Here is a 22,158-nt window from a genome sequence, read left to right on the forward strand (position 1 = left end):
GGGGATCTCGGGCGCTTTTGTCAGAAGGGAGGAACTGTGGGTGGATTACGCTCCGAGAACGATGATGGAGATAAGTGTTGCTTTTTTGGCGTTTTTGCTGGCTGCGGGAACGGGGTTGTTGTTGTTTCAAAACGGAGCTTCGCTGAACACGTTGGCTTACATCTCGAGTCAAGCCCAGGATCGAAGCCTGCATCAAACTGTAAGTCCACTACTATCCGGCGACGGCACAATGAGTGGCGCGGAGGTGCTTCATGTGCTGGCGCGGCTGGAGGAAGGCGATGCGGAAATGATTGTGGACGGTGTGCGGTACGTCGCGCCGTTAGAACGGGAGCAGCTTCGCGCAACGGGCATTCCTTTGCTGGCGAAATATGTGCCCGATGATGAACGTGACGCGGATGGGCATTTGCTGCGACTGCTGTTAAGGCGTATCCCATGAATACGCTGATCAAGCTGTTCGCGGTGCTGATTGCGCTTCTACTGCTTTACCTGTATCCCCTCTCCGCCGCCTTGGATCAGCAGGACGATATTTCAGAGCTGATTGCTCTGCGAGCGACGACCTCGTTTGTGGATGCGGTACGCGACAAAGGCGGCATTACGCCTGTGATGTACAACGATTTTATGACCGCGCTGGCGGCAACCGGCAACAGCTTTGTCGTTGAGATGGAGCATGGCAGCAAGACCTATGTGCCGGTCTACGATGACCCAACCCGGCCGGAATCGTTCCGCGGTACCTACGAAATTCATTATGATGCCTACTACAACCCGCAAATTTTGCCGGTGCTGTTCCCTGATAATACGCTGGCAAAGGACGATCCTAGCCGTCGATACCGCATGCGGGAGGGCGACAGCTTCTCGGTTACGGTGCGCAATACGAACCGGACGGCAGGTACGCTGATCTTCGACATGCTGAACAACACGATCAGCCCGAATGAAAAGATCGTTATTCCTTACGGGAGGATGGTACGCCATGCGATGGATTGAGTGGGCCATCGTCGGCGCACTGTTGTTCCTCCCGTTTGCGACGATCAACCGCATCGAGACGGATGCGCTGCGCCGGACGCTGCTAACCGAGCTGCGTTACGATACGGCGCTGGATGCGGCGGTGGACGATGCGGCGAGCCAGTTGATCGGCAATGCCAGCCAGCAACGGGAAGCTCAGTATGGCTCGGACAAACGGATTGCACTGAACAAGGAAGATGCTGTAGCGGCGTTCTACCGGACGCTGGATGCAGGCTTTGGTGTTGCAGGCGACCCAGTGGCGCAAGGCGCTTTACATCGCTACATTCCGGCGATTGTGATCGTCGGTTATGACGGTTTCTACGTCTACAGCGAACAGGAATGGAAGGGCACGGACGGAAAAATGATCATGAAGCCGGTATGGGGAACGAAGAAGCCGTATGCTTATTCGGACGTGGCGGGAAACAGCCTGTCGTTTACGCTGGATCAGGAGGTGCTGGCCTACGATGCGGCGAGTGGAAGCTGGCAAGAGGGGCTACGGCAGGACATTCGTCAGCAAACGTCGATTCCGCTTCTGCAGGATGCCGAACAATTTGAGCGGACAAGGCGCAGCACGATTGTCGGGGCGATTCAGGACGAGCTGGCCTATCGGATCAACCAATACAACGAAACCGTCTCCCGATTCGGATTTTCTTACGTGTTCACCTTGCCGCTGATTCCGGATGAGGACTGGAGCAACAGCATTAATGATGTAGGTGTTCTGGCGTTTTTGCAAGGTATTCCGATAGGGGCAAGGCTTTACAACAGCTATGCGCTGGGTGGGAGCCGGGTGGTGAAGCAGGAGGTAATTATCGGCGCTCGCAAGGGAGAGATGAAGGTGTACTACCGCAGCTCCTGCGGCTATGCCTACCCGCCTGAAGAAGTGTTTGTCAGCGAGCAGGCAGCTGCACAAAAGGGCTATATGCCGTTATCTTGCCCCTGAAACTGAATAAGCAAGAATGGAGAGGAGCCGCATGATATATCGTTTGTTGCTAATGGTAGCGGCATTGATAGGACTAATGGGATTTTCTGAAGTTGTGGACGGACAACTACTTGTAGTAGCCGGTGAATCGGGCCGCATCCATCCGCAACTGAATGCCTATGTTGAGGAGATAATCCTCGGCGACGTACGCGAATATCCGATTGATGTGACCAATCCGTCCGATGAAGAAGTAACGGCACTTCTTTACGCTGCAGATGCCATACCCGCGATTGGTGGGGGCAATGACTTTACCTTGCCGACCGACCCGGATTTGGGAGCGGCTGCTTGGTACACGACGCCGGATCAGACGATCACGCTTCGGGCCGGAGAGACACAACGTTTCCTCATGAAAATGCGCATACCGGAGCATGTCCAGCCCGGTCAATATGTGTCGGTAATCGGGGTTTATATGGATCCCAATAGAGCGTTAAAGAAAGCAACTTGGGGTGAGCAGCAATCCCATGCAACGATGGTTTACAAAGCAGGCGTGCAAGTGGTGCTGAATTATCGGCTGTCGGAAGCCAAACCGCCTGAGGCCATCCCCTATGCAGCAGCGTATGCTATAGACAACGGAAAGGCTTGTTTTTCCGTTCTACTGATTAATGAAGGAGATAGTCTGTCCATGCCGCAACTGGAAGTTGAAATTACACAACAAGAAGGTAACAAACGGATGCTGGCATGGGAGGCTGCTGTCGGCTTCATTTATGCCGGAACTGCGGCACAGGTTCAAATGAAACTGGAGCAACCGTTGCTGCAGGGGGCTTATCTGGCCGAAGTGAAAACCGCCGTGAATGGACATACAGTGCGCAAGGTTCTGCCATTTGAAGTGAATCAAGCGATCACCCTATCCCAACATCAGACGGCGGATAGTGAGTTTATGGATGAAGAACGACGCTTCCTTTTATCTCGTGTTTATTTCTACGGCGTTATCCTGTTGATCGTCATTTTGTTGGCCGTATACCAGAAGAGAAAGAGCAAGTAATGAAGCCAATGAACCTGGCACGCTACCAAGGAGGGCTTCCAGTTACGCTTGCTTAATTGGAACGCAAATCTCGCAGTTTTCTTGCATCGTCATATCGCCGCTGTATTTCTCCAGTATGGGGCGGTTGTCTATCTGGTACTCACTTAGCTGAATAACACCAAAAATCTGTTGCCAAGCGTGCTGAATAGCTTCGGCTGTATGCTGGACACTGAACACAGCATACAGCCCTCCTGGAAGTATGCCTTCCTGAACGTGGTTATCGATCTGAAAGTGAGCAGGGAGCACGATACACGCATCATATCTGCACTGCTCAGGGGAAGTTGTTTCTGGGTTATCTTGGGCGATTCCGTACAGAGTGCCTGATTCAGTGAGCAGATGATGGCGACGGGCCCAGTCCTTTAAGGCTTCCATGGTTTCTTTGTTGCGTGGACCATAAGAACCTGTTTGCCGGATATAAGCGATTCGTTGGGGCGGAAAATGTTCAATGTTCATTTTGTAATCATCCTTTTCAGTTGGAATTGATCTCATCTCGGATGCTAACATGATATAAAATTTTTTTGCACAAAAACTTTTAAAACTGGCATATCAAAAGGACTTTTAAAGGTAGGGTGGACAGCTTCGAAGCCAATCTACTATCATAAAAGAAAAGAAATATCTTCCAACTTGTACGGCCGAGTCTTGCTTTTGAAGGATGATAATAAATGAAGGAGTGGATGTGTTGAAGAAGTGGTTGCTTATGTTGACGATTGTGATGATGCTCGGTAGCATGACAACAACAGTAAGTGCAGCGAGTCTGCCGCCAACGTTTGTCACGGTCGTGATGGACGGCAAGAAGCTGTGGTTTCCTGATGCACAGGCGTTCATCGACGAAAACCAGCGGACGTTGGTTCCGGTGCGGTTTGTAGCGGAGGCGCTCGGCGCAAAGGTAGGCTGGGAAGCGGAGAGCAGGTCGGTTCCGATTCAGAAGGAGACTCAAAGCATCCGCTTGAACATTGGCAGCAATATCGCAACGGTTAATGGTGCAGAAGCGTCATTTGACACTCAAGCGGTAATGCAGGGCGGTCGCACTTTTGTTCCGTTGCGGTTTGTCAGTGAGATTCTTGGCATGGCGGTGGAGTGGGACGGTAAAACGAATACGGTGTATTTGTCCACAGCGGAACAATTGAATGGCAAGACTGATCCGTGGGGCAGGCTGATTCGTACGACTGATCTACCGAAGAATGCAGCGGATTATCCGTATATTCTGGCCGATGTTCCTAACGCAATGTACGAAATGGCGTATCCGTATTCTTATCCGGAAGATCAAAAGGTATCTTCTACTCTCTATTCATCCATTCCTGAGTATAACAAAGGGAATGTGGACATCTGGTTGGGCAGGCTGAAAAAATTTGGCGCATTGTGGCTAAATGCGGATTACCGGACGATTGATGACGCATGGGCGCAGGCGCTGTTTGCAACCAAGATGCAAAACTCCAATGCGGAACTGAAATCTATTCGCCAGTATGTGGAGTGGGTGAAGGAAAACAAGATTCAGATACAGGGGTATCTCGATCCCGAACCTACAATGATTTATTATGATGGATTTGGTGCCAATCACGTTCGTGTCAAGTTCAGAATCAACTTTGTTTCATTTCAGGCTTCGGAGAATTTGATTTATGACGAGTGGTTTCCGAAGGATACTGAATTCGAGAAAAATGTATGGTACGAAGGGTATTCGGATATTAAGTTGGTGACCAATGTCGGCGGAGACTGGGGAAGTACGTTGAAAGTATCACCAACAGCGAGCTTGTTTTTTAACCACACCATTTCGAAGGTGGAATAGCCTGATGAAAATAAAAACGATATACAAACGATTTGTGTGCATGCTGCTGGCATGCACTTTTTTTATGTCGCTTATCTTATTGCCGCATGTCGTAACAGCCGCTCCGCAAGTACGCATTTTTGATGGTGCTATCCAATTTGAAATAACTAGTACGGCGGCCACGACTTCCATCCGCTACAAAACGGTAGGCTGGATCGTCACGAGAGAACAGGTATGTTCTGCGACGTTCCCAAAACAATGCAGTGATCCGCGTGATCGGCCGCATGCGCTGTTTCTCAATCAGGAGGTCAGGCAAAAAGGGCAGTATCCTGATCCGCCAATCCCCGGTCAGCCACTGACCGGTTATTACGAAGTGCCCGAAGAAATCGTCACGCAACGACTTTGGACGGCAGGCATGGATGGTATTCAGGACAATGACAATTTGTACTTCTATGCGGTCATGGTATCGATCAACGGAGACGGTTCGGTTCGCAAAGGCCCGTTCTACACGTTATCGGGCATCAAGCAAGCTGAGGGCTGGAGGGTTCCTGACGATTTGGACGACTATTTCGGTCTTCATATTCCGTATCGCAGTGCGGAGTTTCCAGTAGATGTCGTGGCCAAAACCGTGGATGGCCGAATCATTCAAAAGCCGGATGTAACGTTCTTGAAGGGCAAGTACAAAATCGGGGAAACGGTTGACCATGAGTTTCCGGCGACCTTGACCGAAGGCGGAAAAACGTATCGGATCGTGCGATCTTATTTGTCGCCCAAGCAGGATACAACACAGAAGAAGTGGATGCAGGAAAATCCCGAAACCAACGATAAAGTCCGTATTCGAAGCTTTACCGTTGCATTGGGTGGCTCGAATGCGATTGCCGAATATGAGGAAGCCGCAAGTCCTGTGAAGGCTATCTACCAGAAGGAAGACGGCACAGTGCTGCAGGAGGTGGATAAGGGCGAGTTCGCGGCAGGAGCGGAGGCGAATCACACCTTTGAGGCTACGATCACTAAGGGCGGGCAATCGTATGAAATTATTCGCTCCTATATTACGAGCAACAGCAACCTATCCGAGAAGTTCTTCATTCAGGAAAAGGGCGACAGCAAGCTTCGCGAACGATCCATTCTAGTCGGCCCGAGCGGCTCCAACTTTGTCGGTATTTACAAGGTGCCTTCGCCCGTTACGGTGACCTCCCGCATCGACGCGCCTGGGCAGGCGGCTTCGACGGAAACTACAGTTACGGGAGATTTTACATTTGAAGCGAAGTCGCCAAGCCAGCTTGCATCGTACCGGATTACGAGCATCGAAAACGCCCAACTGGTCAACGCCAGTCAACAAACCGGCACACTGAGCGGCACATCAGCCAGCAAGTCGCTGCCAATTCGAATTCCGCTTAACAGCAGCGATCAAGTCACGGTCAAAATGACCGTCGTGGTGACGGACAAGGCCAACCAGAAGGGAGATTCGACCGCCGATCATACAGTACGGATCAATCGAGGCGGGGAGCCTCCACAAAACGGCTCCGAGCAGCAGCGCGAAGACATGGATGCATCGGCATCGGCGGTGATTAAGGCAGATGTGCGAGGAGCAGAACGTTTTGATGTGAGCAAGGGCATCCCGACTTCGGAGAGCCTGTACGTGAACGCTAGAGCCAAAGCTTATTTGTACCGGAACCAGTTTACGGAGATCAAAGGAACGAAAACGTATCCGATTACGGTCAGCCGCACCTATTCGCTGTCCTGGACCGAGTATGTCTCCGGCCCTCCGGACAGTGAGGGCAACCCGACCACTGTGCCGGTACCGCGTTCGGATTCGCAAACGGTTACCCAAAGCTACACGGTGGAGCGCAAGTATAGCTTCTGGCTCATCGACCGGCTGGAGGTATACGGTTTGCAGCGCGCCGAGGTAGCCAACTATGCCTTGCCGGGCGGGAAGGTGACGCTGCAACCGAGCGGCTATACAGCACCTACAGTCTCAGCTAACCATGAGGCATCCGTCTCGGCGCATGTGACAGATCCAGTGTATCGTAATGTGACCTTACCTATCCAATCACTGAACGGCGGCACCAGCCGTCCGTCAGTGCCAACAGAGAACTGGAAATCGGAGGCGGAGAAGGCGATAGGGAAGATTAAGGTGCGAAACGATTCGCTTGTTTTTAACGGACAGACCATCATGAATAACGGCACAGTGGAAGAAACAGCCCCGGCTCCGGGCGTGATTCCAACTGCGCCCATGATCGGGCAAAACGTGTTGTACGGCAGCGGGTTTGACATTGATTCGGGCAAAAGCAACAAGGCTGCGCAACCAAGCAGCGGGACGCTCTCCTACGCGCTGATCAAGGGCATTGGAGGTGGAAGCAATCAAACCTTCCCGGTTTCCGGCATCAATCCGGTGACGGTGCATACGCCGGTTGTGAATCGGGCCACCGTCTCCGACGATCAGTCGCATAACCAGAAGACGGTGCCGACATCTGGGCGTTCGGCGCTCATTTTGAATCGACCCTTTACCGTGACCATCCCGACCAGCGGGCAGCACCGGGACAAAACTGGCTATGGCAACCGGGATTATGCGAAGTATATTCGGGACAAGCAAGTGCGATTCCCCTTCGATGTGTACAAGGCCGACCGAACCACGCTGATCCCGAAGGAAACCTGGACGTCGATTCCGGTCGGCCAGCTACAGACAACGTTTTATTTGCCCGTTTGGGTAGACGAGGGAAATTATGACGTGCTGTTCCGCTCCTTTGCCGAAAACAGCCCGGTTTCATTTACTTCGCAGCCGAATGCCAATCTGGATGTAAACCATCATGCCGCCACGCAGGTGGTGCCTGTTGAGGTAATCGGCCGTTTGTTCGATTTCCGCATCACCGATATTGCGGATTACCAGTGGGAGACCGTGTTCCGTACAGCAAAGGGCAGCGCCACGCCAACCGGCAACAGCTATTGGGTGGGCTCGAAGGGGATTGACGGTGCGGCTCGGGGCAATAGAGCTCCTTACGTGCTGCCAATTCGTCCGGGAAGCCACCCGGAGATCGGTAAGAAGAACGTTGCTATCAAGACAGGCTACCATTTCAAATTTGAGGTGAAGACGCTCGGCAATATGTTCGGCTCGGGAGACGGCATCCTAATTACGCCAACCTTCTATTTCGTAGACAAAAAAGGGCAGAACCGCCAGCCGGTGGACTTGTATTATCACTCCGGTAATAAAAGATTTATTCGCATCGGCTCTACGGAGGACACGGAGCAGCGGCTGGTGACGCTGGACACCCGGCTGCGCAATGTCCCGCTGCAAGAACTAACGAATACCGCGGGTTCCCTCTGGAGGCTAAATGGTGCTACTGGTAATCAGTCCACGTATGTGCAGCAATTTTTGAAGGATGCGGCGCAAAAGAAGATTTATGTGGGCGGATATGACGGCATGCTGCTGCCGCCACAGCTTCGAACCTTCATCGGCAGCATGCAGGTGCCAAGCGGCGTCGATGCGGCGCGAGCCAATGCGGCCGTTCAGCTTTGGCGCGGGGAATATAGCTTGCCTGCTGCGCCGTTTGCGGTGCCAGCGGGTTTTAATGTGGCCGAATACGGACGTAAGCACAAGCTGGATGACCAGTCTCCAATTTTCCTGCGTGATGGTTATCTGATCGTTAATTTCAACATCGAGACCATACGCAACCGAAATACCAGTCAGCCGCATTTGCAATACAAACATGCACCGCTGAACAACCAGTGGCAAATGGAGGGCTTTGGCCGCAGCTTTGTTGATCCGTATGGCGCCAGGTTCTCCTTGCTGGATGGCGACGTAGCGTTTTATCATGCCGATCTGTCCAGCTACAACGATTTTGGCACGGGCGGCACCCACTGATTTCACCAAGCGGAGGGATGAATATGATTGAGAAGCTGCAAAGCGCCGCTCCCGAGGAAGCGACCTATTTTTATTCAGGTTCGTCTGAGAATGAGATGGGGCGTGCCTGCATCGGCCACCTGCGAGGGGATTTCGGGCGCTCGGGCGAGGAGTTTTGGGTGTCCTGGTTTCCGCGGAATTCCCCCTTTGAAACGCCAGCCTTTAAGGACGAATTGGGCAAGGTGTTTCAGGCGATAGGTGATCAGGACGTGCTGAAAAGCCGTCAGCATATGCTTCGCTTTTGCAGCAAGCACCCGGAGGCGCGCATTGCCGGGGCAAGGAGCACGGACGTATACGGTTTTCGCATGGAAACGCAGGAGCACCGCTACTATTTGCGCTGCTTTCCCTTTGCCGGTGATTACAACTTTTACTTGTATTGCTACGCCCGGCCGGAGCGCGTGGTCGAGCAGCAGCGGCAAGCTACTTCCGCGCCTGCTGCGCAGAAGAAAAAGACGGAGCCGCAACGCTAGGAGGACGCCATGAATGATCTGACTCGTTACCGGCTGCTAGCGGAGGCCACGCTTCCCCCGGCTGCCAAGCTATTGTTCAGCTATTTGCTAGATTTCGCGGGCGGGCGAGGCGGCACGTTGTGGCTGTCTTCCCGGCGTCTCGCAGCAGAGGTTGGACTTTCGACCTCTGCTGTCCGCCGCAATTTGCATCGACTGGAGCAAAACGGATTGATTCAGCTCACCTCGCGCTATTCCGAGGAAGGCATTCGATTGACCAACAAAATTACGATCCGGTAAGGAGGTGTTTCCATGACAGCCAAGCTGCAGCGCATGGTCGAGCTGTCGGCCCGTACCTCACAGGCGCTGGTGAACGATACCGGACAATGGGCCGATTTTTTGCGGACCGCCGCATGGAACTATAAATATCCGTTCCAGGATCAATTGCTAATCTACGCACAGCGTCCCGATGCCACCGCCTGTGCTCCGATTGAAGTGTGGAATAAAAAGCTGGACCGCTGGGTTAGACGTGGCGCGAAGGGCATTGCGCTGATTGAAGATCGGGGCAGCAGCCTGGGACTGCGCCATGTGTTTGACGTGACGGACACCCAAAGCCGCCAGTCTCAAGCCGTACCGCTTTGGAGAATGGATGAGGCGGATACGGAGGCTGTCATTGAAACGCTGGAGAACGCCTTTGGATACGAACAAGAGCAGGGTATGGATCTGCCCGGCTCCCTGCTCACAGCGGCGCGGAACGCCATGGAGGACCACAGCGCCGATTATGTCCAGATGCTGCTCTCCGAGCGCGACAACAGTCTGCTTGAAGAACTGGATGATGCGCATGTGGAACTGCTGTTCCGGGAAGCCGCGCAATATGCCGTCACCTATATGACAATGGTTCGCTGCGGGCAGGAGCCGTCCCCTTATATCAGTACCGATGACTTGTCTGGTGTCGGTTATTTTAATACCCTGCCCGTACTATCGCATTTGGGCGCTGCGATAAGCGATGTGGCGGAAACGATTCTGCGGGAAATCGAGTCCACCATCCGGGCGCAGCGCCGCGAAAACATACGAAATCAGATGCTGGACCCAAGCCGCACCGTTGCAAGGCCAGAAACGCTACTGCACAATGAAGCTAAATCACGCGAAGGAGAGATGGAGCATGGAGCTGAACTACACACAGAACGGAGATTACCTGCTGCCGGATCTGGTACAGCCGGAGTCGATGAGCATCGGGAAATACGGCCTGCTGCGCAAGACATTTCTGAAAACCGAGCGGAAGGGCACCTACGCCCACCTGATGCTCTCGGAACAGCTACACCAGCATTTGGCGGAGATCGACCAGACGGCGAGGGAGCAGATCGAGCAGACCTTGGCACAACTGTTGATGCAGCACCCGGTACCGGACAAAGCAACCGATCCGCTGGCCTGGACGGGTCACCTGAACAATCTGAAGCAACAAGCGGAGGAGCTAATCCTGACCGAATTAGTGTATCGCTAAAATGGCATGACCGGGGAACGGAGGACAATCGTCTTCCGTTTTTTCATGATGGAAATCAGATCAACGATATGCTGCGAACTGCGCCGCTCCTTGTGAGCAAGACGGAACTCGTAGTTTTTTTTGAAAGCAGCGAGGATGCGCGAGAACGTGCGCTTTATGTGAGAGGCTTGTTTCCGCAAGGGATAACGGAGCTAGAGCTAGAGCCGGATAACTGGCTTGGTGTGGAGCCTTATCAAAATGTACTGCATATCTGGACAGGCAAGTCGGACAGCCGAACGGCGCAAGGGTTCTACGATTGGGGCGTCATTGCTGGTCATATCCATAGCATGCTGCTACTGAAGGAATGGGATCAGACGCAGCAACCATCTGCCGCGCAGCAAATAATGTGGCTGGAGGAAGCGGCGGAGGCTCATGCGTCTGCATTTGTCTGGCCGCAGGCGGTTATAGATGCCGTGCTGCAAAACGGAAGCGGCATAGAGAATGGCAAGCTGCGAATTGCCCTTCATTTTCAGCAATCGCTGTCGGCGCAGGACAATGCTGAGTTTTTGAAACGGGAATATGGGACAGGCGGTCGCGTTCCAGCCTTGATCGGTACGAATATTCATGAACATCACGACAGCAAGGGCATTGCGTTGGAGCGCGGGTTTCGAGCGGCTGAGGAAGAGAAGCTGGTACTGCCCTGGATGAAGGTGCAAAAGCGGATCGGTGAGCTGCTGGCAGCTGGACGATATTTGAACCGCAGGGAAGTAGAGCATCTGCCTGTGTATGCCGAGCAACAGGCAGAGCAGCGCAGGCAGCGCGAGGCCGAGATGCGGGAACGGCGCTCCTTATTGCCGGAGCCACCGTCAGATGTCCCACCGCGTGACCGGATGAAGCTACGCTATGCGTATGTCGAAGGCAACTCCGTCTTCATCGGAGCGGATGAATATGAAATCGCTCAGTTGGAGCCTGAAAAGGTATGGTTACAGGATAAGCAATTCCCGCTGTTTTCAAAGGAACTCAGCCGGAACGAGATGGAGCGCCTGCTGCGCGACAATCCGCTTAACGATCATTTGATGACCGATGAACCGTTGTCTGAGGTTGAAGCTGAGTTGTGGGAGAGCGAGGATACGGAAGAGCGAGTAGAGGAGTCGGAGCAATCTCAAGTACCGTCCTCAAGGGGTGCATTCCCTCATACTGAATCCAATGAAGTTTCTGCTGCGTCTGTTCCAGAATCTGTCCTCCACCCACGTCAACGGGCAAGCAATTATCGCATTGTGGACGTTTCCTTGGGGCATGGCGGTGCAAAAACGAAGTTCCGCCGTAACGTGGAAGCCATCCGGCTGCTCCAGCAGTTGGAGGAAGAAAACCGTCAAGCAAGTGCGGAGGAGCAAGCGGTGCTGGCGCATTTTGTCGGCTGGGGCGGTATTCCACAGGCGTTTGATGACGCCAACAGCCAATGGACTGCGGAATATACCGAGCTGCAGGCGCTGTTAACCCCGGAAGAGTTTGCATCCGCCCGCGCCTCAACCTTGAACGCCCACTATACGTCCCCTATCGTTATTCAGGCGATGTATGAATGCCTGGAGCAAATGGGCTTTCAGCGCGGCAATATATTGGAGCCTTCCTGCGGGATTGGTCATTTCTTTGGTCTGGTGCCGGAATCGTTTCAGGATTCGCGGTTATTTGGCGTGGAGCTCGATGGCCTGACCGGTCGAATCGCCAAGCAGTTGTACCCGCAGGCGTCGATTGCGATCAGTGGATATGAGCGGACAAATCTGCCGGACAGCTTCTTTGACCTGGCTGTCGGCAATGTGCCGTTTGGCGGCTACGGTGTGTCGGACAAAAAGTATGACAAACACAAGTTTTTGATTCATGATTACTTTTTTGCGAAGACACTCGACAAGGTGCGGCCAGGCGGCATCATGGCCTTCATTACCTCGAAGGGGACGATGGACAAGCAGAATCCGGCGGTGCGTCGCTACATCGCGGAACGGGCGGCCTTACTTGGTGCGGTGCGTCTGCCAAACAATGCGTTTCTGGCGAATGCCGGAACGGAAGTGACCGCAGACATTCTATTTTTGCAAAAACGGGATCGCATGGTGACGGTCAATGAACAGAACGAGCCGTGGCTGGCATTGGCCGAAACGGCGGATGGCGTGCCGATCAACGCCTACTTTGCCGCCCAGCCGGATATGGTGCTCGGCACGATGGCGTTTGAAGACAAAATGTATGGCAATCGCGAGGAAACGACATGCCGACCGTACCCGGATGCGCCCCTCGATGAGCTGCTGCGCGAGGCGCTGGCAAACATTCACGCCGAATGGGTGGAGGGAGAACGCGAGGAGCAGCCGGAGGAAGCGGATGCCTCCTTGCCTGCAGATCCCAATGTGCGCAATTTCAGCTTTGCACTGGTGGAAGGAAAGGTCTATTTCCGCCAAAACAGCCTAATGTATCCGGTCGAAGCCTCGGCAACAGCGACGGGGCGCATCAAGGGGCTGATTCAACTGCGTGATACCGTTCGCGATCTGATCGAGTTGCAGACCGAGGATTACAGTGAGGAAGCCATTCGTGAGCAGCAGCGCAAGCTGACGGTGCAGTATGATCGGTTTGCGGCGCAGTATGGGCTGATTAACAGCCGCGCTAACAGTCTCGCCTTTTCGGACGACAGCGCTTATTTCCTGCTCTGCTCGCTGGAAATCCTGGATGATGAAGGGCGCTTGCAACGCAAGGCCGACATGTTTACGAAGCGCACCATTCGGCAGCGGTCGCAGGTGGAGCGCGTAGATACGGCATCCGAAGCGTTGGCGGTTTCCATTGGCGTCAAGGCGCGGGTGGATTTAGCCTATATGAGCGAATTGTGCGGTATCCCTACGGATAAGCTGGTGCAGGAGCTGCGTGGCGTCATCTTTCCCAATCCCGAGCTGATGGACGAGGACGGAGAGCCGAGCTACGAGACGGCGGACGCCTATTTATCCGGTCATGTACGCGACAAGCTGCGTATCGCTAGACAATTTGCAGCCGAAGACGCCGAACGATATGCCGAAAACGTCAAGGCGCTGGAGGCGGTGCAGCCGCCCGACTTGACCGCTTCCGAAATCGATGTCCGGTTGGGAGCGACCTGGCTGCCTTCCGAGGTGATTCGCGATTTTATGTTCGAGCTGCTGGATACGCCGCCGATGTTTCGACCTTCCATTCAGGTGCTCTATTCGGATTACACAGCAGCCTGGAACGTGCGGGGCAAAGGCGACGATCGGAGCAACAACATCAAGGCCAACGTCACCTATGGAACCGAACGGATTAACGGCTACAAAATTCTCGAGGATACGCTCAATCTGAGGGACGTGCGTATTTTCGATACAGTGACTGAAAATGGCGTGGAAAAACGGGTGCTAAACCGGAAGGACACGGCAATTGCTCAGCAAAAGCAGGAGCTGATGAAGGAGGCGTTCGGCGAATGGCTGTGGCGAGATCCTCAGCGCCGCGAACGGCTGACGCGCCTCTACAATGACCGGTTCAATGCGATTCGGCCGCGGGAGTATGACGGCAGCCATATTCGCTTTACCGGCATGAATCCGGAAATTCGGCTCCGACAGCATCAAGTCAATGCCGTTGCCCGCGCGCTCTACGGCGGCAATGCACTCTTTGCCCATTGCGTCGGCGCGGGCAAAACGTTCGCGATGACCGCCGCAGCGATGGAGAGTAAGCATTTAGGACTGTGTAACAAGAGTATGTTCGTTGTCCCCAATCACTTGATTGAGCAGTGGGCGGCGGAGTTTTTGCAGCTTTATCCTTCGGCAAATGTCTTGGTGACGACGAAAAAGGACTTTGAGACGAAAAACCGCAAAACGTTTTGCGCTCGCATTGCCACTGGCGACTACGACGCGATCATTATCGGGCATTCGCAGTTTGAGAAGATTCCGATTTCAATGGAGCGCCAGAGGCAGCAAGTGGAGGAGCAGATCTACGAGATCTCCGGCGGCATTCGGGAATTGAAGGAAGCGAAGGGCGAGCGCTATGCGATCAAGCAAATGGAGAAGACGAAGAAGACGTTGCAGGTCAAGCTGGAAAAGTTGAACGACACCAGCCGTAAGGACGATGTGGTGACGTTTGAGGAATTGGGCGTGGATCGGCTGTTCGTAGACGAGGCGGATTCGTACAAGAACCTGTTCCTGTACACGAAAATGCGCAATGTTGCCGGGCTGTCGCAAACTGAAGCGCAGAAGTCGTCAGATATGTTCATGAAGTGTCGGTATTTGGACGAGTTGACCGGAGAACGTGGCATCATCTTTGCAACGGGCACGCCGATTTCGAACTCCATTACGGAAATGTATACGATGCAGCGCTATTTGCAACATAAGAGCCTGCAAAAGCATGGCTTGCAGCATTTCGATTCCTGGGCATCCACGTTTGGCGAAACCGTCACGGCGATTGAATTGGCTCCGGCTGGAACAGGCTACCAGGCGAAAACGCGCTTTGCTCGCTTTTATAACCTCCCCGAGCTGATGAGTATGTTCAAGGAAGTCGCAGACATTCAGACTGCTGATATGCTCCAGCTCCCGGTGCCGAAGGCACATTTTCATAATGTGGCTGTCCCGCCAAGTGAGTTCCAGCGCGATATGGTCGCCGATCTTGCCCATCGCGCGGAGCAGGTTCGGGCCAAGGCGGTTGAGCCGCACGAGGATAACATGCTGCTCATCACAAATGACGGACGCAAGCTGGCGCTCGATCAGCGGCTGGCGAATCCGCTGCTGCCAGATGATGAGGGCAGCAAGATCAGCGCCTGCGCGAATAACATTTTCCGGCACTGGCAGGAGGGGCGAGAGCAACGGCTCACGCAACTGGTCTTTTGTGATTTGTCCACCCCGAAAGCGGATGGCACGTTCAACGTTTATGATGAGGTCAAGCGCAAATTGTTGGAGAAGGGTGTTCCAGCGATGGAGATTGCTTATATCCACGACGCCAATACGGATGCGCAGAAGAAAGAGCTATTCGGCAAGGTACGGGCAGGACAGGTTCGCGTCCTTCTGGGATCGACGTTCAAAATGGGGGCTGGTACCAACGTTCAATCGAAGCTGGTGGCCATTCATGACCTCGATTGTCCTTGGCGCCCGCGCGATTTGGAGCAAAGATTAGGGCGTGTCATACGCCAAGGTAACCAGAACAGTGAAGCGTACATTTACCGGTATGTCACAGAGAATACGTTTGATGCCTACCTCTACCAGACACTTGAAAACAAGCAGCGCTTTATCTCACAGATCATGACGAGCAAGTCGCCGGTTCGCTCTGCGGAAGACATTGATGAAGCGGCTCTCTCCTATGCCGAAGTGAAAGCGCTGGCGACCGGCAATCCGTTTATAAAAGAGAAGATGGATTTAGATATTCAAGTGTCTAAGCTCAAGCTGCTCAAGGCCAACCATCTGAGCCAGCGTTATGCGCTGGAGGATCGGCTGCTCAAGCTGCTGCCGCAGCAGATCAAGTCGACGGAGGAGCGGATCGCTGGGTATGAGCAGGATGTGGCCATGTATATGCGTCAGGATGCCGAAAGGATAGACGGTGAAGAAGTCGCCTTTGCCGGAATGATGATCAAGGAGTTCACATATAAGGAACGCGCATCGGCAGGCGTGGCGCTACTGGAAGCCTGCAAGGGCATGACTTCTCCTGATCCGCTGGAGATCGGCCATTACAAGGGCTTCTCCCTATGGCTTTCATTTGACAGCTTCAACAAGGAGTACAAAGCAACCCTGCGCGGCGCACTGGGGCATCATATTTCGCTTGGAGCCGATGCAAGTGGCAATCTGACTCGGCTGAATAATGCGCTTGTTGCGTTGCCGGAGAAGCTTGCTTATTGCCACGATCAACTGACCACACTCCATAAGCAGATGGAAACGGCGAAGGCGGAGATTGCAGCTCCCTTCAAGCAGGAGTTGGAATTGCAGGAGAAGTCAGCGAGGCTGACGGAGCTGAATGTGCTGCTGAATATGGATAAGCGGGAGAATGAGATGATAGAAGCTGGAGGGTCGGACGAAGAACCGGAGCTGCTGGAGCGTAGGAAAATGAATCGGCAGGAACGCTGAGCGAACGGATCGTGTGAGCTTACGCTGGGCGAAGGAAACAAAGAGAATACCCTCTCTTGATCATTGCAGGTTCGCGCGATACGCCCGAATCGAGTATGTTGGTTAAGGGAGGGAGCGTGCATGGAAAAGGAATGCTGGCAGCAGTTGGAGCAAAGCTTTGACGTTTTAGAGAATGAAATCACCCGACGTTTGCGCGGTGAAGAGGCTTATATGATGTGGGTTCAGCGGAGAGTCGAGATTCAAGTGCAGCATCCGTTTATCAAGAGCGTGATGGATGGCGATGCTTGTGTTTTTCCAAGTGATCAGGACTACCAAGCATGGTTGGAGGTTCAAAAGACGCTAGATGAAACGGTACGCCTGGAACGAATGGCGCTTTATTGGCAAGGTCATGCGGATTGCTATGCATACCTAAAAAAAGTAGGGGCTCTGTAACCGTAGAGATTACATGTGATGAGCCTGACAAGTCTGTTGCCGACCAGTAACAGGCTTGTTTGCGTTCTGCATAACGCTAGGTTAAGCATTGCCGGTTGTTGAGCAGGACGAAAGGCTTGAAAGGAGCGAGCCGATGGCTTATGTAAGTAAAGAACAAATCGAACATGCCAAGCAGTGGGACTTGCTAACATATTTGCAGCATGTTGAGCCTTACGAATTGGTGAAGTGCTCACGAAATGCTTATGCGACCCGTAGTCATGACAGCTTAAAGATTTCCAACGGCAAGTGGTTTTGGTGGTCGCGTGGATTTGGGGGACGCTCGGCGCTGGACTATCTCATTAAGGTGCGGGGAATCTCTTTGCCGGAGGCGGTGCTTCATATTAATGAGCAGGCCGCCATCACGTCCTCTCCGGCAGCAAAAGCAATCCCGGAGGATGGGGCTATGCCATTCGCGCTTCCCGAACCCTATGAAAATGCAAGCCGCGTGGTTACTTACTTGCGCGGACGTGGAATTGCCCGAGAGGTGCTCGAGGCATGTCTGGAATCGGGGCGTCTGTATGAAAGTCGGAACTATCACAATGCCGTATTTGTCGGCTTTGATGAGCATGACGAGCCTCGATACGCGGCGATTCGTGGAACGACAAGCACTCGCTACATTGGCGAAGTGCCAGGCAGCGATAAGCGGTATGCCTTCTCGCTTCCAGCAGCAAAGAACAGCACTGAATTGCATTTGTTCGAGAGTGCCATTGATCTTCTGTCTTATTGCACATTCATGTTGCAGTGGGGAAAAGACTGGCGGCAAGTCCATCATCTGTCGCTTGCGGGGATACACCGATCCAAGGGGAATAGGGAGGAGTCGATTCTTCCTGCTGCTCTTCTCTCCTATCTGGATCGCCACTCGGAAGTAAAGCGACTGATGCTGCATTTGGACAATGATGAACCGGGACGCTTGGCAGCTGAGATGATCGGGCAGCAACTGGCTGAGAGCTATCAGTTGGAGAATGAACCGCCCGTGCAAAAAGATGTAAATGAGGATTTGATGGCGTACAAAAAACAACGTGAATATCCATCACGATAGTGTGTGGCACGATAGCATGACGATAAAGCAGGGAAGTGCAACCATAGATAAAACGTGACTCAGTTAGCAGGAAATTATAACTCAACTAGACATTACGTTAGTCAGTCTTACGATTGGCTTCCGTTGACCGTTAAAGTAACGGGAGATTAGTGGAATAAAAACATCCGCAACTTCGATATCAGCATACCCGTTTATATAGTCGGAGGTGATGTCAATGAAGTGGTTTAAACATTGGGGACAGAACTCGTTTTTGCTATTATTTATGATTGTCTCGGCAAGTTGTAGCACGGCTGATCGAGAGGTAGTCTCAGTTAAAACAACGGAACCATGCATGGCGATAATTGAGTGGACCGATTTCCTTATGATAAATAACATTTAGTATTATCAAAACTACGATGGAACTAATGCAGTAACGGCGGAGCAACTCGGAGACAAGGTGGGCGAAGTCTCCTACATGCTAAATGAGCATGCTTGTACGAATCACGTAACTAAGAACGGGGATGCGGCATTCCTTCCGATGGGTACCGATATTTATGCATTGAAAGATAACAAGACGGAATTTCGCGTTGTAGCGAATAACAAGATTTACGAAGTAAAGGAAAATCCAAATGCGGCAACGATGGGGAGCCTCTTGGACATTGAGGGCAAGGTGGAGAAAGTCAGTATTGAAAGCGGCCAAGACGGCAGTCCAATTGGAAACTTCAGCAAAGAAGCATGATCGGAATTCATTTCTGATTTTCTACCTTTGCCGTATGTTGGCTTCGATGCGGTCTATGAAAAAACAAAACATGAGGCTGGAATTTTCCTGCGTGTGCACCTTCAAGATGGCACATCATTTCGGATGGTCTACTATCCTAAAGCAAATGGTTTTTCGGCAGGAGCCTTTGGAACTGAGAAGATGAAATTATTAATCACATCTCAGAGAGAACAAATTAAATCAGCGGCGGGATTATGATGGTGGATTGATGATAAAGATTAAGCTATCGGGAGACTATAGCATCACGACATTTCGGCATCCGGACAAACAATGGGTCACCGTAGTTCGTTGAAGTAACGAGGTGAGTGCAACAATAATAGAAGTGCATTCGTCGGTTAAATATGGATAAAAATGAAAAGGAGGCTTATAAGTTGAGAACCAATATAACACTTATAGTCATTGTACTGGCATTACTCACCGCCTGTACTAAAAACGACGATAAACATAATCTTGCCATCAATGCGAATAAGGAAACCGCCTCTAATAACTATGTAGAATCGGCGGTTGAGACAGATGATTCCGAACCGAAGAAGAACATGGGGGAAATTTATCGACTTGCTTTAGACGCTTTCATGCCACTTTGGGACGGGATAACAAATGATATGAAGTATATCGCAATTGACACGGGAACCCTCAATGATATTGCAGATGGAGACCTGGATATGATCTTACGGCATTTTGAACATTATAATGTCGATGTTATGCAAGCGAGTTTAGAGGATTTGAAGAATGAAGGACTCCTTTTAAATGAGCAAGCACGGTATGTCGAAGGGGTATTAATCCGAGTAAAGAGTACGGAGATTGCGGAAAACAAAGTCGTCGTTGAAGGCTCCTTATACAAATCAGCAAAAGCTGCGATAGGTACAAAAGTTGTTGTAGAATTCATCAACGGTAAATGGAAAGTGACCGAAGCAACCGACACATGGATTAGTTAATTAAGTTTTCGATGGAGCGATTGACCGAACATACAGTCATCAAGCTGAACTAACGGGGACGATAGCTCAATTAACCGCCTTTTCACAAAGGCGGTTTTCATTTGGTTATAAATCAACCTTAGAATTTAACATAGCCTGTTAATTATAAGCTGAGGTACTGTATACCGGTATATAGATGGTTGGGAATCGATTAAATTGTCTCGTCGTAAGATTTTTGAGCATCCGTAATGCTCAGCTCTGAAAATATCTACAGCGACATCAGGCTGTCATGGCCACTATACGGCTGAATGAGTGCATCATCGATATTTTGCCGGTGGCTGATCTTTGTCGTCTTTCGGCTTTCGCAATTCATTGATTTGTGCTTCATGATTCGAACGCAACTGCTCAATTTGAGCATACAGCTTTCGAATCTTGTCCGTCGCCTCTTTTTGAGAAACTTCAAGTTTCGAGTGATACTTGCATTTTCGCTGACAAATCAGGACTCATTGGTAATTAAAACTTCTAAAGGAAAAGGAGTTGCTAGAAGTATTAGACTAACGATGCTTCATTAAGCGATTGGGCAGGATAACGCAACATTCGGTATATTTTAACGTTTAACTTTTGAGTTTATTTGTTAAAGAATTCGAGTATTCTGAAATGAAGCAAATTAGAAGCGGGGAGTGGTAAAATTGAAGAGTTCAACTCGGGTGGTTTTCATAGGGGCATTGTTGATGTTAACCTTATCTGCCTGTATGAATCAAAGAACCGTTGACATGGCATCGAGTAACCATGGTGATAATGAGGGGGAAATTAATACAGTGACTTCATATGGAACAGAACAAAACATAGTACCAAAAGAGAAAGCCCCCTCCTCGAGCCAAGAGAATACATTCACTAATGAAATGAAAGCGATAAAATATGCCCAGGAGCTCCTAGAACTTATTAAGGAAAAAAATTCAGACAAATTATTAGGATTACTTAATAAGTCTGCCCTTTCTCGACTAGATATTGAAGGAGTAAATATCATAATTGAAGGCTTCGATGCAAATTTTGACCTGAAAACCCTATCAGTACAGATCGATAATGATGGACCTGCAATGGATCCTGAACGCGGACAGTATGAATTCGTTTTGGTGGATAAGAATTTCAAGGAAAATCTTGAAGAGAATTCGTTAGTCATTCAATATCAAGAAGATGGCGATATTGTCTGCCACAACCCTTATATAACGTATTTTCCTTTTGCTAAGAAAATGGTTGTTAAATATTTAGACTTTATTGATGAGGGAAACACAGCCGAATTGGCTAGGTTTTTAAACCCCGACGATGTTGACGTTCCTGATTGGGTTGCAGATAATATAATACGTAATTATAAGAATTTTTTTAATTCCGAGAATAAGTCAGTCCATTATAAAAATCGGTTTAATTTCGTGATAGAGGACAGCAATGGTAAGGAACACGAAATTGAAGTGATTTATGATGCTGGCTTGATGAGTATAAAAGATGAATTTATACCCAATTTTTAATTTGACAGTTACGCTAACAGGAGACGTTAGCATAAGTTGGATTATACCACTTTTAAGCAATATGATAAATTACATTATTACCAGTTAACCTTTGAATCTAATGTGGAGCCCAGAGGGCCTTTATAAAGTATTTGTGGGCACCTTACAAATGCGATGCAGTAGGCTGGAATGAGAAAAGCGATAATGTGATGTGGGGAGGAGCCAACTGGGCTGCCTCTCTTTTCTTTTTCCCGGCAGGTGTCAAGGGGGGGGGCAACGTGTAACGTTGCAGCAAGCACTGAATTTGGTCTCCCAAATTCGCTTGTTAGGGGCTACGCCCCTAATACCCTCGCCTGGCGGATCGAAATGTTTGCTTGTTGAATAAATGGTTGTATTTGGAACGGGCATTCTTAAGATGCCTTGTTCTCATGATTAACTCCATTTTCAGAAAGGAGACGTCACATGCGAAAAAGAAGCATTCGCATTCAAGTTTGGGTCAATCAGGAAGAGGTTCGAAGGCTTCAAAAGCAAGCGCAACAGTCGGGGCTGTCACGGGAAGCCTACCTTCGCTCGCTGATTAACGGCTATGTTCCAAAAATGTTGCCACCCCTAGATTATTACACTATGCTGCGCGAGCTTCACGCCATTGGCAATAACCTGAACCAGCTTGCGGTGAAGGCGCATACGACCAGTCATCTGGATCACGCTTCCTTCCAGCGTGAAGCGGATGATTTGCGTCGAGCTGTCCAACGGATTCAAGAGGCGGTGACTGCGCCGGAGTCGCGCAGTGCACTTTCTTGAACCACATAGGGT

General features: G+C 51.2%; 18 protein-coding genes. 16 read left to right on the forward strand and 2 right to left on the reverse strand.

The window, feature by feature from the left end:
• Window positions 1-40: 40 nt before the first annotated feature.
• Genes AC0VYE_RS10315 through AC0VYE_RS10330 form a run of 4 tightly spaced genes read left to right on the forward strand, consistent with a single transcriptional unit; the run spans window position 41 to window position 2,960 of the window.
• Window positions 41-436 (forward strand): hypothetical protein, encoded by a 396-nt coding sequence (locus tag AC0VYE_RS10315; RefSeq protein ID WP_475447663.1) that lies wholly within the window; start codon window positions 41-43, stop codon window positions 434-436.
• Window positions 433-981 carry a hypothetical protein gene (locus tag AC0VYE_RS10320; protein WP_475447664.1) on the forward strand — a complete coding sequence of 183 codons (549 nt, stop codon included), beginning with the start codon at window positions 433-435 and terminating at the stop codon, window positions 979-981. Before AC0VYE_RS10315 ends, AC0VYE_RS10320 begins: the two co-directional genes overlap by 4 nt.
• A complete protein-coding gene (locus AC0VYE_RS10325; protein ID WP_475447666.1) occupies window positions 968-1,939 on the forward strand; it encodes a hypothetical protein in 972 nt (323 codons plus the stop codon). Before AC0VYE_RS10320 ends, AC0VYE_RS10325 begins: the two co-directional genes overlap by 14 nt.
• Window positions 1,940-1,970: 31 nt before the next feature.
• Complete coding sequence (locus tag AC0VYE_RS10330) at window positions 1,971-2,960, forward strand: COG1470 family protein (protein ID WP_475447668.1); 990 nt, start codon at window positions 1,971-1,973, stop codon at window positions 2,958-2,960.
• A 42-nt stretch (window positions 2,961-3,002) separates the two neighbouring features.
• Here AC0VYE_RS10330 and AC0VYE_RS10335 read toward each other — a convergent pair whose 3' ends face one another.
• On the reverse strand, window positions 3,003-3,452 hold the full coding sequence (locus AC0VYE_RS10335) for an AraC family transcriptional regulator (RefSeq protein WP_475447670.1): 450 nt from the start codon (window positions 3,450-3,452) through the stop codon (window positions 3,003-3,005).
• A gap of 223 nt (window positions 3,453-3,675) precedes the next feature.
• On the opposite strand from AC0VYE_RS10335, the gene AC0VYE_RS10340 reads away from it, so the two are divergent.
• From AC0VYE_RS10340 to AC0VYE_RS10355, 4 genes are read left to right on the forward strand one after another with little or no spacing between them, the layout of a single operon-like run.
• On the forward strand, window positions 3,676-4,782 hold the full coding sequence (locus AC0VYE_RS10340) for a copper amine oxidase N-terminal domain-containing protein (RefSeq protein WP_475447672.1): 1,107 nt from the start codon (window positions 3,676-3,678) through the stop codon (window positions 4,780-4,782).
• A gap of 4 nt (window positions 4,783-4,786) precedes the next feature.
• Window positions 4,787-8,620: a DUF5704 domain-containing protein gene (locus AC0VYE_RS10345; RefSeq protein ID WP_475447674.1), complete on the forward strand. Its 3,834-nt coding sequence runs from the start codon at window positions 4,787-4,789 to the stop codon at window positions 8,618-8,620.
• Window positions 8,621-8,643: 23 nt separating this feature from the next.
• Window positions 8,644-9,129 carry a hypothetical protein gene (locus tag AC0VYE_RS10350; RefSeq protein ID WP_475447675.1) on the forward strand — a complete coding sequence of 162 codons (486 nt, stop codon included), beginning with the start codon at window positions 8,644-8,646 and terminating at the stop codon, window positions 9,127-9,129.
• A 9-nt stretch (window positions 9,130-9,138) separates the two neighbouring features.
• Complete coding sequence (locus tag AC0VYE_RS10355; protein ID WP_475447677.1) at window positions 9,139-9,405, forward strand: helix-turn-helix domain-containing protein; 267 nt, start codon at window positions 9,139-9,141, stop codon at window positions 9,403-9,405.
• 147 nt (window positions 9,406-9,552) lie between these two features.
• Here the strand turns inward: AC0VYE_RS10355 and AC0VYE_RS10360 are convergent, their stop codons facing one another.
• On the reverse strand, window positions 9,553-9,978 hold the full coding sequence (locus AC0VYE_RS10360; protein WP_475447679.1) for a hypothetical protein: 426 nt from the start codon (window positions 9,976-9,978) through the stop codon (window positions 9,553-9,555).
• A 352-nt stretch (window positions 9,979-10,330) separates the two neighbouring features.
• On the opposite strand from AC0VYE_RS10360, the gene AC0VYE_RS10365 reads away from it, so the two are divergent.
• From AC0VYE_RS10365 to AC0VYE_RS10400, 8 genes are all read left to right on the forward strand, one after another.
• Window positions 10,331-10,606: a TnpV protein gene (locus tag AC0VYE_RS10365; protein ID WP_475449517.1), complete on the forward strand. Its 276-nt coding sequence runs from the start codon at window positions 10,331-10,333 to the stop codon at window positions 10,604-10,606.
• A 3,548-nt stretch (window positions 10,607-14,154) separates the two neighbouring features.
• Window positions 14,155-16,662: a helicase-related protein gene (locus AC0VYE_RS10370; protein ID WP_475449519.1), complete on the forward strand. Its 2,508-nt coding sequence runs from the start codon at window positions 14,155-14,157 to the stop codon at window positions 16,660-16,662.
• Window positions 16,663-16,782: 120 nt separating this feature from the next.
• On the forward strand, window positions 16,783-17,094 hold the full coding sequence (locus AC0VYE_RS10375) for a hypothetical protein (RefSeq protein ID WP_475447681.1): 312 nt from the start codon (window positions 16,783-16,785) through the stop codon (window positions 17,092-17,094).
• 133 nt (window positions 17,095-17,227) lie between these two features.
• Entirely contained in the window at window positions 17,228-18,172 is a 945-nt protein-coding gene (locus AC0VYE_RS10380) for a DUF3991 domain-containing protein (protein ID WP_475447683.1), read from the forward strand.
• 454 nt (window positions 18,173-18,626) lie between these two features.
• Window positions 18,627-18,890 (forward strand): hypothetical protein, encoded by a 264-nt coding sequence (locus AC0VYE_RS10385; protein WP_475447685.1) that lies wholly within the window; start codon window positions 18,627-18,629, stop codon window positions 18,888-18,890.
• A gap of 410 nt (window positions 18,891-19,300) precedes the next feature.
• Entirely contained in the window at window positions 19,301-19,864 is a 564-nt protein-coding gene (locus AC0VYE_RS10390; protein ID WP_475447687.1) for a peptide ABC transporter substrate-binding protein, read from the forward strand.
• A gap of 668 nt (window positions 19,865-20,532) precedes the next feature.
• The gene (locus AC0VYE_RS10395; RefSeq protein ID WP_475447689.1) at window positions 20,533-21,366 is read left to right on the forward strand and encodes a hypothetical protein; all 834 of its coding nucleotides are present in this window, start codon (window positions 20,533-20,535) and stop codon (window positions 21,364-21,366) included.
• A 441-nt stretch (window positions 21,367-21,807) separates the two neighbouring features.
• Entirely contained in the window at window positions 21,808-22,146 is a 339-nt protein-coding gene (locus tag AC0VYE_RS10400; RefSeq protein ID WP_087569041.1) for a plasmid mobilization protein, read from the forward strand.
• Window positions 22,147-22,158 lie beyond the last annotated feature (12 nt).

This window comes from Pristimantibacillus sp. Z349TD_6 (genome assembly GCF_056173205.1).